This window comes from Pseudoalteromonas sp. H103, from assembly GCF_001469205.1.
Classification (GTDB): domain Bacteria; phylum Pseudomonadota; class Gammaproteobacteria; order Enterobacterales; family Alteromonadaceae; genus Pseudoalteromonas; species Pseudoalteromonas carrageenovora.
In genome coordinates this window covers 90,652-106,282 of the sequence record NZ_LOFG01000021.1, presented here as the reverse complement: position 1 = coordinate 106,282, position 15,631 = coordinate 90,652, and the positions used below count along the sequence as shown (strand labels likewise).

Below are 15,631 nucleotides of genomic sequence, written 5' to 3'. Positions count from 1 at the left end.
TTATTAACCCTCACTAACCATAATGTCTTCATCATCAAGCTCTAGATGATATTTACCATCTACACCTGTAATGATTATTTCTTTAGCGGCCTTTGCTTGCTGTACAATCTCTGCGGCTAACTCATCTAGTAGTATTACCGAATTTTTGTCATGTTTATTAGGCCGATAACCATTGTTGATATTAATAAGTAACGACAAAAGGTTAATATTTATTGGCAGCTTAAACTTTTTATCCTGCAGCTTTAAATGTGCATTAAATGTTGCACTGCTAGCGGGGGTAGATGCTGCAATAGATTTAGAATCCATTGATAAATCTGCTGGGGCAGCAATTTGGTAATCTCCGAAATCAGATAATAAAAAGAATTTTTTACCTAACTTTGGAGCATTACGATTTATGTAGGTACGAATAGCTGAAATTAAAGTATCTCTATAAAACTCTTTTAAGCTGTTTTTTTGTTTGCTATCGCCACTGTAAGCTTTATGTAGCTGGTAAATAGAAATGTAACTTTCGATTAGTCCTTCGTTGAAGTCATCTGTAAAATTATAATGATAGTTATTAGCGAAATCGTCGTACTTAAGTAGGTAAAATAAACGTAAGTACTGCTCACCGGTATCAATATTAGTAATACCTAACTGGTTTAATGCATTCTTGAATACATCAAACTTCCCATCTGGCAAACCAAGATCGTAAGCAAGAATAAAACGATCAACTTCTTTGGTGCGAAAGTGTGCTGGGTCAAAATTTTCAATTTTATTTGCAAGTTCGTTATCTCCACCGGCAAATAAGTTGTCGAATAAACATCCTTCACCGAGTAAAAGCTCGTGAATAAAATCGAGTAATGCACGCGCAGTTAAAAACTGATCTCGCATTAAACGCGCTTTAAGAAGCAAATCAATAATCACTTTTTGAACAGAAGATAGACTAAGTAATTCAAAGTTTGCTATTAACCGCGAGGTTGATGGATCAAGTAATTGAGCTTTTTCTTTTTCAAGAAGTTGTCTAATAATATTATCTTTGGGTTGAGTGATTCTTTGTAATAGCTTTTCTGCAAAATCACATTTATAACCATCTTCGCCTATTTCAAATTTTGGATAGTCTTCAAAGTTAATAAAAATAGCAGTGTCATCTTGGGTATTTTTATTTTTAAGATATTCACTAATTTTGCTACGTATTAATTGATTTTGACCTTCTTCAGCATAATTACCTAGCATACCAGCGTTTATGCCAACAACTAGGGGTGAGTTTGAAGCTTCAAACTCATTAAATACTTTATCTAATGTTTGAATTGCTGTGCCATGGGGATCAAAACTGTGAGTAGCATCTAAATGAAATTTTACTCTAGAGCCAAAATTAACTTTAGCTTTAGTTAATAGTTCTGATTTACCGTCGCCACTACTACCGCATAAAAACAATATTTTTTTATCGTTTGCACCAAAAGACGAGATAGCTTTGTTTACAGCAGTTTCGATTGGCATTTGAATATACAAGTATGACTTTACATCATCCAAAATATTTTTATTTGTAGAGCTGCGCTCTGTAGACACAGCATAAGGGGATGACTTTGATAAGACGCTTAGCGCTTCTTTCAACCGCATAATAATATTCCCAATACAGAGCGGCTTTATTAAACCGCTCCTTGGTTTGTCTGTTTAAAACTAACTTACCGTTAAGTTAGTATTCATTTAGAAACAATTTACATGATCACATAAAAAAAATATAGGCTTATTAGTTATATAACCAATAAAGACTACGCCATTAGCATTAATACGTACCTACTTTAATAAAATATATAACTTTAAAATTAGCTGCCCAACATTATCCTCAAAAGTAATATTTTCTAACGAACTATTTACACATTTACACAAACCCACGCCGCTAAAGTATTAAAGCTAGGTTATACTGTTTTAATAACGTACAAAAAAGCTTACCTCAGAGTCTTAATGAATAAATTAATAACCTTACTATTGTGTGTGTTGTTTAGTACCTCTTGGGGTGTGTTTGCCTGCGAAAGAACGCTTAGCGTTGCCTCGCATGATGCTTTTTGGCCACCTTATGTAATGGGTATGAACGGCCAGTTGCAGGGTAAAGAGGTGGATGCATTAAACATTATTTTTAAAGACTCGCCTTTTTGTTTTGAAATAAAAATGCTGCCTAATTCTAAACGGGCTTTTACCGAGCTGCGCCATGGCCGAATAGATTTAGGCTGGGCGGCTAGCTTTACTCATGATCGCGCAAAGTATGTGCACTTTACTGAAGCCTACCGCACCGAGGTAATGCGCTTATACGAAAACAAAAACAATACACATAAAGTTAAAAATTTGGCTGATATTTTTAACCAAGGTTTAACCATTGGCGCTAATTTTGGTAGTTACTACGGCGCTGAGTTTGAGCAATATAAAACAACGCATAAAGGCCAAATAGAATACACCAGTGCAACCAGTAAACGTTTTGAAATGCTTAATAAGCAACGCATTGATTTTGCCATTGAAGACGAGCTAGTAGGCACTTATTTTAGTAAGCGCGCTAAAAACATTGTGGCTATGCCAAATTTTAAAGCAATAAACAAAGACGACATTCACTTAATGCTTAGCAAAAAAAAGGTGTCGGTTGACGAGGTTAAAGTAATTAACCAGCTTATTTTACAAAATAAAGCCGCACTTAAAGCGCTATTTGAGTAACACGTTTGTAAGGACCTTATATGAAAACTTTACTAATGGCGTTTATTTTTTTATTTACTCAATGTAATGCACTCGCGTGTACTAAAACATTAATAATGGGCACCAACGAAACTAATTGGGCGCCTTATTTAATTAAGCAAGGTGATGAGTTTGTAGGCACAGAGGTTGATACAGTTAATGCTATTTTTAAAGATTCGCCTTTTTGTATTGAATGGGTTTATTTTCCGAGCTTTTCGCGGGTGCAGCAAGAGCTTAAAACTGGCCATATAGATATTACTTATGCAGCAAGCTTTACTAAAAAACGCGCTGAATATGCTCACTTTACTACTGCGTACCGCGAAGAAATTATGCTGCTTTATAAGCATGAAGGCGCAAAGGATGTAACCAGCTTAGAGTCTCTTTTTGATAGTGATTATAGCCTTGCAGTAAATAGAGGAAGCTTTTTTGGCGCTGAATTTGAAAAAGTAAAAAAACAATACGCTACCCAAGTAGTGCTAACGGCTGATGCTAATAAACGCTTTGGTTTACTTAATAAAAAACGGGTTGATTATGTAATTGACGACTCTATTGTTGCGCAATATTTTGCTAAGCACTACAACACGGTTATGCCCGTAAAAAGTACGCCCCCTATTAATATAAATGGAGTACATTTTATGATGAGTAAACAATCGACCACACTTGCCGAGGTTGCTGTAATTAATTCGTTTATTAAAAAAAACAAAGCCGCTATTGAGCAAATTTATAGTATTTATTAATTTTATAAAACGCTGCACTAAATACCTACATTGAGTACATTTGTAATTATTAAACCGCTACTTACGTTAAGCTGCGTTTTATACCTTCCTCTTTTAAATTTAAGTTATAAAAATTAGCCGCCTTTTACCTTTCATTCGAGCGGGCTGATCTGTATAATTCGCCAGCTAATTTACCCTATTGCTTGGTCTTGTTTGTGGCGTTTTTGCTACAGTTGGCCCCTGTCAGTACTCATTCTAGGACTAACTTTTTGATCTCCACCGCAAATATTACGATGCAGTTTGGCGCAGAGCCGTTGTTTGAAAACATTTCAGCTAAATTTGGTAACGGTAACCGTTACGGTTTAATTGGCGCTAACGGCTGCGGCAAGTCGACTTTCATGAAAATTTTAAGCGGTGCGCTTGTTCCAAGTGCGGGTAATGTGTCGATTACTCCGGGGCTAAAAGTAGGTAACCTAAGCCAAGACCAGTTTGCGTTTGAACAATACAGCGTTGTAGACGCGGTAATTATGGGCGACGTTGAGCTTTGGAAAGTAAAACAAGAACGTGACCGTATTTACTCATTGCCAGAAATGAGCGAAGAAGACGGCATGAAAGTAGCCGACCTTGAAAGCGTATTTGCCGAAATGGACGGTTACACAGCCGAAAGCCGCGCAGAAGAAATTTTGCTAGAAGCTGGCATAGAAAAAGAATTTCATTACGGTTTAATGGCAAACGTGGCGCCGGGTTGGAAACTGCGTGTGCTTTTAGCACAGGCTTTGTTTGCAAACCCAGACATACTGCTACTCGATGAGCCTACCAATAACTTGGATATTCATACTATTACGTGGCTAGCTAATGAGCTAAACAAACGTAAATGTACCATGATTATTATTTCTCATGACCGTCACTTTTTAAACTCGGTATGTACACACATGGCCGACATTGATTACGGCGAGCTGCGTATTTACCCAGGTAACTACGAGAAGTTTTTAGAAGCGGCAGGCCTGCAACGTGAGCAGCTTTTAGCTGAAAACGCTAAAAAGAGCGCCGAGATAGACGAGCTTCAAGACTTTGTTAACCGTTTTGGTGCTAACGCCTCAAAAGCTAAACAAGCAAGTTCGCGCGCTAAAAAAATGGATAAAATTAAGCTTGATGAAGTTAAAGCATCGAGCCGTATGAGCCCATCGTTAAGTTTTGACGAAGGCAAAAAAATGTACCGTCAAGCGCTTGAAGTTAATAAGCTTGGCCACGGTTTTGATGGCGAAATATTATTTAGCGGCGGCGACTTTTTACTAGAAGCAGGCGCTAAGCTTGCGGTAATTGGCGAAAACGGTGTGGGTAAAACAACCTTTTTACGCTGTTTAGTAGACGAGCTTAAAAGTAATGAAGGCGAAATTAAATGGTCTGAAAATGCAACCTTTGGTTACTGCCCGCAAGACAGCACAAAAGATTTTGATAACGATTTAACGTTGTTTGATTGGATGTCGCAATGGCGTACAGCTAAGCATAACGATTTAATGGTTCGTGGCATGTTAGGCCGTTTGTTGTTTACTGCCGACGATTCAAACAAAAAAGCGCGTAACTGTTCAGGTGGTGAAAAAAACCGTTTGTTATTTGGTAAGTTAATGATGCAAGACGTAAACGTTCTTGTAATGGACGAGCCAACAAACCACATGGATATGGAAGCCATTGAAGCATTAAACAATGCCCTCAAAGACTTTGAAGGTACGCTTATTTTTGTAAGCCACGACCGTGAGTTTGTATCGTCACTTGCTACACGCATTATTGATATTAAAGATAAGCAAGTAATTGACTTTCAAGGTACGTTTGACGAGTACCTATCAAGCATTGAAATGAAAAAAGCGTAAGCTTTTACCTTTAATAGCTTACAAAAAACGGCGCCAAATTTAGCGCCGTTTTTTTATGCGGTTAAAACTTAATATTACCGCGCAGGGCTTTGGTTTGCCCGTGTTTGGTTTTTTTATCCATGCGTTTGCGCTGCGAGTTGCGGCTTGGCTTAGTTGCGCGGCGAGCTTTATTTACTTTTGTAGCACTAAGAATTAGATCTTTTAGGCGGTTTAGTGCGTCTTCGCGGTTTAGTTCTTGTGTGCGGTGGCTTTGCGCTTTTATTATTAAAACGCCTTCTTTAGTAATGCGCGAGTCGTTTAGCTTTAGTAATCGCTCTTTGTAAAAGTCAGGTAACTTTGAGCGATTTATATCAAAGCGTAAATGAATAGCACTGGCTACTTTGTTAACGTTTTGGCCACCGGCACCTTGCGAACGAATAGCAGTTAGCTCAAGTTCCCATTCATCTATAGTGACAGTATTTGAAATAGTTAACATTACGTTCAGCTCTTATCGACAAAAATGCATTATAACATTTGTAACTATATTTGTGCTGAATCAGCTTAATTTATAGGACTTTAAAGTATTTATACTACTTTATAGCCTAAATACACCTAATACTTTAGTTATGTATTGGCAAGCGCTTACATTTAGTTTTAAATAGCGTTAATTAAACAATAGGAAATGCCCAATGAAAAAAATACTTTTATCACTTAGCTTATTAGCAATGAGTTTTTCAAGCCTTGCAGAAGACATTAGCGAAGGCCAATTACAAAGCTATATGAAAGCACTGCCTGCAGTGTCTAACTGGGCAAGCAGCCAAGAGTCGTTAAAAAACCTAGATTTAGCAAGCATGCTTGGTGGCTCTGCCGATCAAAGTGTTGATGAGCAAAGCTCAATGGCTAACACTGCGCTTAACATGATCAAAGAACAAGACCTATACAAAAGCTTTGCAAGCGTGACAAATCGTTATGGTTTTTCTCCTGAAGAATTAGTATCTGTGGGTTCTGAAGTATCTATGGCTTACATCGAAAACTTAAAGTCGGGCCTTTCTGCTGAAAACCAAGAAACAGCAACTAAAGTAATGGGCGGCCTACAGAGCCTTAAAAGTGCAAAAAGTAGTGATGCTAGCTCGTTAATGGGCTCGTTTGGTAAAGCATCAAGCGCTGCTGAAGAGTCTACTGATTCGCTAGTTAGCGAAAGTAACTTAGAGCTTGTGAGCGAGTACATGCCACAGCTGCAAAAGATTTTTGCACTACTATAATTAAGTAAATTTTTACTAAAAAGGTGGCATTTGCCACCTTTTTTAATGCCTGATTTTTGATAGTTTGAATAGACGTAGCTAAAAATTTAAGCGTAGGTTGGCTTTGTTAAGTGCAAGTAATTAGAAGCTTTGCTTCTCGCGTGAGCAAGCTCAACGCCTACGCGTGGATGATTTAACGCTTATATAAAGAAGTGGCTTTGGTTACCTTTTTTATAGCTGTTGAAAAAGTTTGAATGAATGCAGATAGGCTTTACTAAGTGCAAGTGATTAGAAGCTTTGCTTCTCACGTGAGCAAGCTGACTCCTACGGTGGATGATTTAACGTTTTATGTAAAAAGGTGGGTTTTGTTGAGCGTAAATGATAGAAACTTTGCCTCTCACGTGGTCACGTTTAACGCCTGCGGTGGGTGATTTAACGCTTATATAAAAAGGTGGCATTTGCCACCTTTTTTAGTTTTAACACGTAGATTATTTAAGATCGAATCTATCTGCGTTCATTACTTTTACCCAAGCATTTACAAAGTCATGTACAAAACGCTCTTTATTATCGTCTTGTGCATAAAACTCACTTAGGGCACGTAAAATAGAGTTTGAACCAAACACTAAATCTACGCGTGTGGCTGTCCATTTAATGGTGCCTGTTTTGCGTTCAACAATATTATAAATACCTGGCTCTAATGGCTTCCAGTTATTGGCCATGTCGGTTAGGTTTACAAAAAAGTCGGTAGATAGCGTGCCTACATTATCGGTAAATACACCATGTTTAGTGCCTGCGTAGTTTGTGCCTAGTACACGCATGCCGCCCATAAGTGCAGTCATCTCTGGTGCTGTTAAGCCCATTAATTGGCTGCGCTCTAACAATAGCTCTTCTGGGGATACGCTAAAGTCATTTTTAAGGTAGTTTCTAAATCCATCATGAACAGGCTCAAGTACATCAAACGATTCTGCATCAGTCATTTCGTCTGTTGCGTCTCCTCGTCCTGGTGCAAATGGTACTGCTACATTAACACCGGCTTGTTTTGCAGCTTGTTCTACAGCCGCTGTGCCACCTAATACGATTAAATCAGCCATGCTTACTGGCTTAGATAAACCTGCTTGTACTTTTTCAAGGGCACTAAGTACACTTGCTAAACGCGCAGGTTCGTTACCTTGCCAATCTTTTTGTGGTGCTAAACGAATACGTGCGCCATTTGCGCCACCGCGACGATCAGAACCACGATACGTACGTGCACTATCCCACGCTGTATTTATTAAATCACTCGCGCTTACGCCACAATCAAGTAGCTGTGCTTTTAAGCTTGTAATTTCATCGTCTGATAATGTGTAATCAACTGCTGGAATAGGATCTTGCCAAATTAAGTCTTCGCTTGGTACGTCTTTACCTAAGTAACATGCTTTAGGTCCTAAATCACGGTGAGTAAGCTTAAACCATGCACGTGCAAACACATCAGAGAAGTATTCAAAGTCGTTGTTAAAACGCTCAATAATTTTACGGTACGCTGGGTCCACTTTCATGGCCATATCTGCATCGGTCATCATTGGGTTTAAACGAATTGATGGATCTTCTACGTCTACCGGTTTGTCTTCTTCTTTAATATTTACAGGCTCCCACTGATGAGCGCCAGCTGGGCTTTTTGTTAATTCCCATTCGTAATTTAATAGTAAGTAACAGTAACCGTTATCCCATGTTGTTGGGTGTGTGGTCCATGCACCTTCAAGGCCTGAAGTTACAGTATGACGACCAAAGCCGCCTTCTTTGGTGCTATTCCAACCTAAACCTTGCTCGTGTACGTCTGCTGCTTCTGGCTCTGGGCCTAAGTGCTCTGCTTTACCATTACCGTGAGTTTTACCTACTGTATGGCCGCCCACTGTTAGCGCTGCGGTTTCTTCGTCATCCATCGCCATGCGAGCAAATGTTTCACGTACGTGATCTGCCGTTTTTTGTGGATCGGGTATACCATTAACACCTTCAGGGTTAACGTAAATTAGGCCCATTTGTACTGCGGCTAATGGGTTTTCCATGGTGTCTGGTTTTTCAACATTGTCGTAGCGTTCATCACTTGGTGCTAACCATTCTTTTTCTGCACCCCAGTAAATATCTTTTTCTGGGTGCCAAATGTCTTCACGGCCGCCTGCAAAACCATAAATTTTAAGACCCATTGATTCGTATGCCATATTACCAGCAAGAATAAATAAATCGGCCCATGAAAGTTTGTTACCGTATTTTTTCTTAAGTGGCCATAAAAGTCTGCGTGCTTTATCTAAGCTTGCGTTATCTGGCCATGAATTTAAAGGCGAGAAACGTTGGTTACCGGTACTTGCGCCACCACGACCATCAGATAAACGGTACGTACCCGCTGAGTGCCATGCCATACGAATCATTAAACCACCGTAATGGCCCCAATCGGCAGGCCACCAATCTTGGCTGTCGGTCATAAAGGTTTTTAAGTCGGCTTTTACTTCGTCTAAATCTAGAGATTTAAATTCTTCTGCGTAGTTAAAATTAGTGCCGTATGGATTTGATTTAGTATCGTGTTGATGAAGAATGTCTAAGTTGAGTGTGTTTGGCCACCAATCGGTGTTTACTTTAGAAACAACTGAATTACTACCGTGCATAACAGGGCATTTACCCGCTGTTGGCTTGCTCATTGTGGATCCTTATTTATTTAAATTATTTATTTAAAATCGATATTTAACGGTTATTGCACTTTTTATAATCTGTATTAGTAATATAGGCATCCCCCCCGTTATTAGCTACCTATAAACATTTAATTAAATCGATTGATACTATTGATAATTCAGATGTTCGTACGAATTTATCTCGGTTTGCGTAAAACCATTTAGGAATAAACTTAAAATAGTGCACTATTTTACAAAGTGCTAAATTTTCTAAAGGCAGTTTATTTGTGAATAGGGTAACAATCAGCGCTTAAAACGTAGTTTGCGGCGCATGTAAAACTTGTAAATTAATTTTAAACACTCACTGATCTAATTTACAAAAGCAGGCGTAATGGTAATTGAAGGGTTTGAAAGTGGCCTTGGTTTATCAAAGCGCACATTGGAATACCCCCTTCACCATGAAATTGTTGTTATAACGACAAAGGTGTATTACTAAGCCCAATGCACCTTTCTTTATTTTTAACTAATTGAATTAAGTTAAGTAATTGTTCAGATAAATTCAGTTAGTATGAAGTTGTTCTCCTGTGAACCCTTACGACATATTGTTGTTTTAAGCAGTTTTTGCCAGCTCTCCTTGAGCTGGCTTTTTTTTTGCCCGTTTTAATTGGGTAACATTGTGCGCGCGTGTTAAAGTATTTGTAAGATTTAATTAATTTAACTAGGCGTACCAATGCGTTATTACCTCTATTTTGTTTGTGTGTGTTTTACACTCTTTACTTCCTCGGCTTATACTGCAGAGCAAAGGCCTCAGGCACCTACAGCACAAGAAGAACAACAAGCCCTTGATCAACTTAAAGAGTCTATGTACAAACCACTAATGGAGCGTTACATTCTTGACGAATTAAAAGCTGTTCGACAAGATCAGCAAAAGCTTCGAGAAGATGTAACTAAACAAGTAACACATGCCCAATTAGATACCGCCGACCGCGCTTTAACGTACACCACCGACACCATTAATAATGTATTTTTTATAATTACTGCTACCGCTTCTATTTTAGTATTAGTAGGCTGGAACTCTTTGCGCGATGTTAAAAATAAAGTAGAAGATATAGTAAATACGCGTGTAAGTGTTATTACAGACGAGTACGAAGATCGCTTAAAAATTCTTGAAGAAAAACTACGCGTTCGCTCAGAAGAAATACTCAGTAACCAAGAGCGTATATCGGTAACTAACGAAGTTCATTCATTATGGATGCGTGCCAATTTAGAAAGCGACTTTGCGAACAAAATTGAAATTTTTGACGAAATACTTAATCGCAAACCTGAAGATGTTGAAGCCATTGCTTATAAAGCCGATGCCCTGCTTGAAATAAACGAAACAGCGCAGGCTATTGAGCTTTGTAACCAAGCCATTGATATAGATAGTGACTATGGTTATGCATATTGGCAACGAGCCTGTGCTTATGCACTTACGCACAAACATGCCGATGCGTTAGCCGATATTAAAATGGCTTTAGAGTATTCACCTAATTTACGTAACGAGTTATTGCATGAGAGTGCATTTGCAAGTCTGCACGATAACGATAGCTTTAATACTATTGTAGCGGGTGAGCAAGTGTAATTGTTATTAGCTAGGACGTGCTGATATTTAAAAAGGGCTTAGGCCCTTTTTTTGTTTTTAAAGCTTTAAATAGAATGGTATTTCTGGGTAAGGGTTTTACGAGATTATAGCTGCAAGTAAAAGCTCAATAAAACAAACTGTAATAGCTTTAAGCGATTTAAGATTATCGCTTAAAGTATAAATCAATGGCTTTAGTAAGGAGTTCGTCGAGCTGCTCTTCAAATTCTTCTATATCTATATCAAAGTGCTTTAAATAGGCACGTGCCTGCACAAGTGATAAATTGCGGCTATTTACGCTGTATTGACGCTCATCAATTTTTTTATCGTAGCGTGGTAAAAATACAAACTGAGCATAAAATGGCGACTTAATATGTTTGTTGGCATAACGACAAAAATCTTCAATATGCTCAGCACCCTGAGGCCCTAAACAACCCGGCTCAATGCGATACATTAAGCGAATTTTTTTGTCGTCATTTATTTGCATACTTACCCTTTATCTAAAAAACAGTACACGTACTATTTTTCCATCTTTTATTTGGTAGCTCGAAATAAGCTCTGAGCGTTTATCAACCACGTTTTCGTCGGTTGAGCAGGTTTCTGATAGCTCGTGATCTATTACAATATCGCCATGCACAATGCGTTTAATTGGCGATGAATGAATACACTTTAACTTTTTAAACATTAGCCCGTAGCGTGCTATTAGTTTTTCTTTTCCTTTAAATAGTAGCTCATTAGGGAAAATATAAAACTCTACATCTTCGTCATATACACGCAAAAATTCTTCAATATTTCGTGCGTTATACGCTTTTACTAATTGTTCAACTACAGCTAGAGATTCACGTGACTGCTTAGCTTTAGTTTGCTGTTTAATAGTTAGGGCTTCTTTAGCTTGAGTTACTGCTTTTTCAGCTTCTGCTACGGCTACCGCTTTTTCTACTTTGTTTTTAGGTTGTTCAGCTGGTTTACTTTGCTCGTTACCTAATACTTTTGAATCATCTGGTTTGGTGTTATCAATAACTGGCTTTTTAATCTCTGGCGCTTTGTACTCAAGCGTATTTACTTTATCGTCAGTTGTTGCTTGTGTAGCGGCTTTTTCCTCTTCGGTGCTTTGCTTTTGTGCACTCACCGGTACTTGCTCGCTCGACTGTGCTTCTTTTTGCTCAGGCTCGGTTTGATCTGCTGCATAAGTAATAAGCGCAACGGTAGTAATTAAAGAGGCCAAAATAATAGATAACGGTTTCATAACTTTCCTAAAATGAACACTAAACACGTGTAATACCAATTGCATTAAATAAGTGTTCTATTATAGCGTCAAGAAAATAGCACAATAACAAGGCGAAAAATTGTGACATATAGCTGTTCTATATGAATAATTTTTAACGCAGTTAGTGAGTTATTTAATGCGATAGAATGCTCATATTTTTGATAAAATTGGTATAAGGTTGCAACATAGCAAATTTTAACGTTATCGGGTAGTTAATACCACTAATGTAGCTTACCAATACTGCTCTACGGTGATGTTGCCGGGGTTTTTGCGGCGGTTACGGGTAAAGTTTTTATCAAGTAGTAAATTTGTGGTGTCTTTTACCATTTGCGGATTTCCACAAATCATAAACTGTGCGTTATTTGGAGTCGGCTCTAAGTTAGCGTGCTCAAACAAACTGTTGTTTTCAATTGCACTAGTAATACGGCCACTCAAGCCTTGTAAAGGCTCTTCTCGGCTTACTACCGGAATATAATTAAGTTGTTCAGGGTGCACTCTTAAAAGTTCGTTAATAAGAGCCTGATAGCTTAAATCGTTATTAAACCTTACGCCATGGACTATATTAATGCTTTTGTATTTTTGCCATACATCGGGTTGCTGCAATATTGATAAAAATGGCCCTATTGCAGTGCCCGTACCAAGCATCCAAAGCTGATCGCTTTGCGGGATTTCGTCAAGTGTAAAAAAGCCTGTAGCACGCTGCTCTATAAGTACAGTTTCGCCGGGTTGTAATTTAGCTAAGTAAGGTGAAAGTAATCCATCTATAACGTTAATTAAATAAAATTCTAAATCAGGGTTTTCGGGAGCATTTACATATGAGTAAGCACGAGCAATTCGCTTATCGCCATCCATTATTGAAAGCTTAGTAAACTGCCCTGCCTTAAATGGCTCTACGTCTGCATTAAACGTTAAGCTAAAAAGTGTTTCACTCCACCATGTAACGTTTTTTACTGTTGCTTCTACCCAATTAGACATACGTCCCCCGCAGAATATTTAAATAACCGACTTCAATATAAACATTAGCATTAAGTCACAAAGACTTACAGCACAATATAGAACGATGATGAGGCATTATTTGATAGCGAGTAAATTAAAATAGTGCTTACAAGTTGTGCACATAAAAAGCTTTATTGTAATACCAATCCGCATAATTAAGTGATCTATTTTGAGGATAGATAAACGTGTTGATAGCAAGGCAAAAAAATCGCTATTTAGTTGTTCTAAATGAGAATCTTTTAACGCAGATAGCGACACATTTAGCCCCTGAAAATAATTAAGTATTATTGCGGATTGGTATAAGTCACTTATATAATTTTTTAAGGCATAAAAAAAGCCGCATAAAATGCGGCTTTGGAGGTTTAGTCTCACTTCACTTTGGGCGTGTCTCCAAAACTTAGTGAATACGTTACCAAGGAACTGTTATATTTAACCTAAACTCTGGATAATAAATCTCTTAACCAAAGTTCAGGTTATTTGGTTAATTAGATAGACTCTAATGCAATTTTAACCATTTCGTTAAACGTGCTTTGACGTTCATCGGCTGGTGTTGCTTCGCCAGTGATTACGTGGTCACTTACGGTAAATAGCGCCATTGCGTTTGCGCCGTATTCAGCTGCAACGCCGTATAAACCCGCTGTTTCCATATCTACTGCAAGTACACCTAACTTATCTAAATCTTTATAAAAGGTGTCGTCTGCTTGATAGAAAGTGTCGGTAGTAAATACGTTACCTACTTTTGCTTTAATACCTAACTCTTTCGCAGCGTTTACGCCGTTTAAAAGTAGATCAAAGTTTGCAATAGCAGAAAAATCGTAACCACGTACACGTGCACGGTTTACGTTTGAATCTGTACTTGCACCTTGTGCAAAGATTACGTCGCGGATTTTAATGTCGGTACCAATACCGCCACATGTACCAATACGTATAATGTTTTTAACGCCAAAGCTTACAATTAGTTCGCGTGCATAAATAGACATTGATGGAATGCCCATGCCAGAACCCATAATGCTTACTGGTTTACCTTTATAAGTGCCAGTAAAACCGTACATGTTACGAACACCTGTAACTTGTACTGCATCATCTAAAAAGTTTTCAGCAATATATTGCGCACGTAGCGGATCGCCAGGCATTAATACTGTTTCGGCGAAGTCACCAACGTTTGCACTGATATGCGGAGTACTCATTAATTGTTTTCCTTTTTATTTGGTGTAGTTAGCTTATCTAAAAAGCTGTCACCGTATTCAAGCTCAGAAAGGTTAAACCACTGTGCTAGGGTTTGGCCTATATCTGCAAAGCTGTTGCGTTCACCTAATGGTGTGTTATTCATACCTGGCTTGTAAGCTATTACAGGTACGTATTCACGAGTGTGCTCTGAACCTGGAAAGGTTGGGTCACATCCGTGATCGGCAGTGATCATTAATACATCATCTGCATTTAACTGTTTAAGTATAGTTGGTAAATAGTCATCAAATTCTTTTAATGCTTTTGCGTAACCTACTGGATTACGGCGATGACCAAATTTTTCGTCAAAATCTACAAGGTTAGTAAATATTAGGCTGCGATCTGGCGCGCTTGAAATAACTTCACTGGTTTTTTCAAGTAAGTTCATAAGCCCTGGAGCTTTATGCTTTTGGGTTATGCCCTGATGCGCGTAAATATCTGAAATTTTACCAATACTAATTACTTCGCCACCGTCTTTTGCTAATACATCTAACAAGGTAGGTGCTGGCGGAAGTACTGAATAGTCACGACGATTACCTGTACGGGCAAAGTCTTGACTATTTGAACCCAAAAATGGCCGCGCAATCACTCGTCCTATATTCATTTCATCAAGTAGCGCCCGTGCGATTTCGCAAACTTGATAAAGCTTCTCTAGGCCGAATGACTCTTCATGCGCGGCTATTTGAAACACGCTATCAGCTGAGGTGTAACAGATTGGTTTACCTGTTTTTACGTGCTCTTCACCTAGCTGCTCTAATATGGTGGTTCCTGATGCATGGCAATTGCCTAAAATGCCAGGAATACCTGTTCGAGCAATAAACTCGTCTATAAATTCTTGTGGGAAGCTCGGCTGTGTTTTAGGAAAGTAACCCCAATCAAATAACACAGGTACACCCGCCATTTCCCAGTGACCCGATGGTGTATCTTTACCGCTCGAAAGTTCTTTAGCACAACCCCAAGCACCTTGTGGTGTTTGACGGTCTGACACTAAACACGTTTCCCCACCGGCAGCTTCACATGCATCTACTAAACCTAATTTAGATAAATTAGGTAGCGATAGTGCACTGCCCGTTTCGTCATAATATGCTTTAAGTAAGTGAGCGAATGTATTGGCGCCAAGATCACCAAATTTGTCTGCATCTGGTGCTGCACCGATTCCTAGGCTATCCGCCATTAAGATAATTGCTCTTGCCATTTTGACCTCACTTTGCTTCTAGGTGGTTACTTTATCTGCTGATCGAATTTTTCGTACAGGACAAAAGTCCTGTTTCATAAAACCTAAACATTATAAATTTGCGTTCTTAAGCGAAGCAAAAGAGATTAATCGTGTCTTTTTTGCTATTGTGATCTACCAACAATATATCTTTCTGTGTGGGTGAGAACTTT

At 38.5% G+C, this 15,631-nt stretch carries 13 protein-coding genes; 5 read left to right on the top strand and 8 right to left on the bottom strand.

The window, feature by feature from the left end:
* Window positions 1-3 precede the first annotated feature (3 nt).
* Window positions 4-1,596 (bottom strand): DNA phosphorothioation-dependent restriction protein DptF, encoded by a 1,593-nt coding sequence (gene dptF, locus ATS74_RS19165; protein ID WP_058550459.1) that lies wholly within the window; start codon window positions 1,594-1,596, stop codon window positions 4-6.
* 345 nt (window positions 1,597-1,941) lie between these two features.
* On the opposite strand from dptF, the gene ATS74_RS19160 reads away from it, so the two are divergent.
* The 3 genes from ATS74_RS19160 (at window position 1,942) to ATS74_RS19150 (ending at window position 5,281) form a co-directional block, all read left to right on the top strand.
* Window positions 1,942-2,679: a substrate-binding periplasmic protein gene (locus ATS74_RS19160; RefSeq protein ID WP_058550458.1), complete on the top strand. Its 738-nt coding sequence runs from the start codon at window positions 1,942-1,944 to the stop codon at window positions 2,677-2,679.
* A 20-nt stretch (window positions 2,680-2,699) separates the two neighbouring features.
* Window positions 2,700-3,434, top strand: coding sequence for a substrate-binding periplasmic protein (locus ATS74_RS19155; RefSeq protein ID WP_058550457.1), 735 nt, complete (start codon window positions 2,700-2,702; stop codon window positions 3,432-3,434).
* Between the two features lie 248 nt (window positions 3,435-3,682).
* Window positions 3,683-5,281: an ABC-F family ATPase gene (locus ATS74_RS19150; RefSeq protein WP_082660694.1), complete on the top strand. Its 1,599-nt coding sequence runs from the start codon at window positions 3,683-3,685 to the stop codon at window positions 5,279-5,281.
* Between the two features lie 61 nt (window positions 5,282-5,342).
* Here the strand turns inward: ATS74_RS19150 and arfB are convergent, their stop codons facing one another.
* Window positions 5,343-5,756 (bottom strand): alternative ribosome rescue aminoacyl-tRNA hydrolase ArfB, encoded by a 414-nt coding sequence (gene arfB / locus ATS74_RS19145; RefSeq protein ID WP_058550455.1) that lies wholly within the window; start codon window positions 5,754-5,756, stop codon window positions 5,343-5,345.
* Window positions 5,757-5,949: 193 nt separating this feature from the next.
* Here arfB and ATS74_RS19970 point away from each other — a divergent pair, with 193 nt between their 5' ends.
* A complete protein-coding gene (locus ATS74_RS19970; RefSeq protein WP_058550454.1) occupies window positions 5,950-6,522 on the top strand; it encodes a hypothetical protein in 573 nt (190 codons plus the stop codon).
* Between the two features lie 467 nt (window positions 6,523-6,989).
* Here ATS74_RS19970 and katG read toward each other — a convergent pair whose 3' ends face one another.
* The gene (gene katG, locus ATS74_RS19135; protein WP_058550453.1) at window positions 6,990-9,170 is read right to left on the bottom strand and encodes a catalase/peroxidase HPI; all 2,181 of its coding nucleotides are present in this window, start codon (window positions 9,168-9,170) and stop codon (window positions 6,990-6,992) included.
* A gap of 700 nt (window positions 9,171-9,870) precedes the next feature.
* Here katG and ATS74_RS19130 point away from each other — a divergent pair.
* On the top strand, window positions 9,871-10,761 hold the full coding sequence (locus ATS74_RS19130; RefSeq protein WP_058550452.1) for a tetratricopeptide repeat protein: 891 nt from the start codon (window positions 9,871-9,873) through the stop codon (window positions 10,759-10,761).
* A 163-nt stretch (window positions 10,762-10,924) separates the two neighbouring features.
* On the opposite strand, the gene ATS74_RS19125 is transcribed toward ATS74_RS19130, so the two are convergent.
* From ATS74_RS19125 to ATS74_RS19100, 5 genes are all read right to left on the bottom strand, one after another.
* Window positions 10,925-11,245, bottom strand: a complete 321-nt coding sequence (locus ATS74_RS19125) for a hypothetical protein (protein WP_058550451.1) — start codon at window positions 11,243-11,245, stop codon at window positions 10,925-10,927.
* Window positions 11,246-11,254: 9 nt separating this feature from the next.
* The gene (locus ATS74_RS19120) at window positions 11,255-12,004 is read right to left on the bottom strand and encodes a nuclear transport factor 2 family protein (RefSeq protein ID WP_058550450.1); all 750 of its coding nucleotides are present in this window, start codon (window positions 12,002-12,004) and stop codon (window positions 11,255-11,257) included.
* Between the two features lie 252 nt (window positions 12,005-12,256).
* On the bottom strand, window positions 12,257-13,000 hold the full coding sequence (locus tag ATS74_RS19115; protein WP_058550449.1) for a ferredoxin--NADP reductase: 744 nt from the start codon (window positions 12,998-13,000) through the stop codon (window positions 12,257-12,259).
* A gap of 506 nt (window positions 13,001-13,506) precedes the next feature.
* Complete coding sequence (gene deoD, locus ATS74_RS19105; protein ID WP_055018945.1) at window positions 13,507-14,208, bottom strand: purine-nucleoside phosphorylase; 702 nt, start codon at window positions 14,206-14,208, stop codon at window positions 13,507-13,509.
* Complete coding sequence (locus tag ATS74_RS19100) at window positions 14,208-15,440, bottom strand: phosphopentomutase (protein WP_058550447.1); 1,233 nt, start codon at window positions 15,438-15,440, stop codon at window positions 14,208-14,210. Before ATS74_RS19100 ends, deoD begins: the two co-directional genes overlap by 1 nt.
* Window positions 15,441-15,631 lie beyond the last annotated feature (191 nt).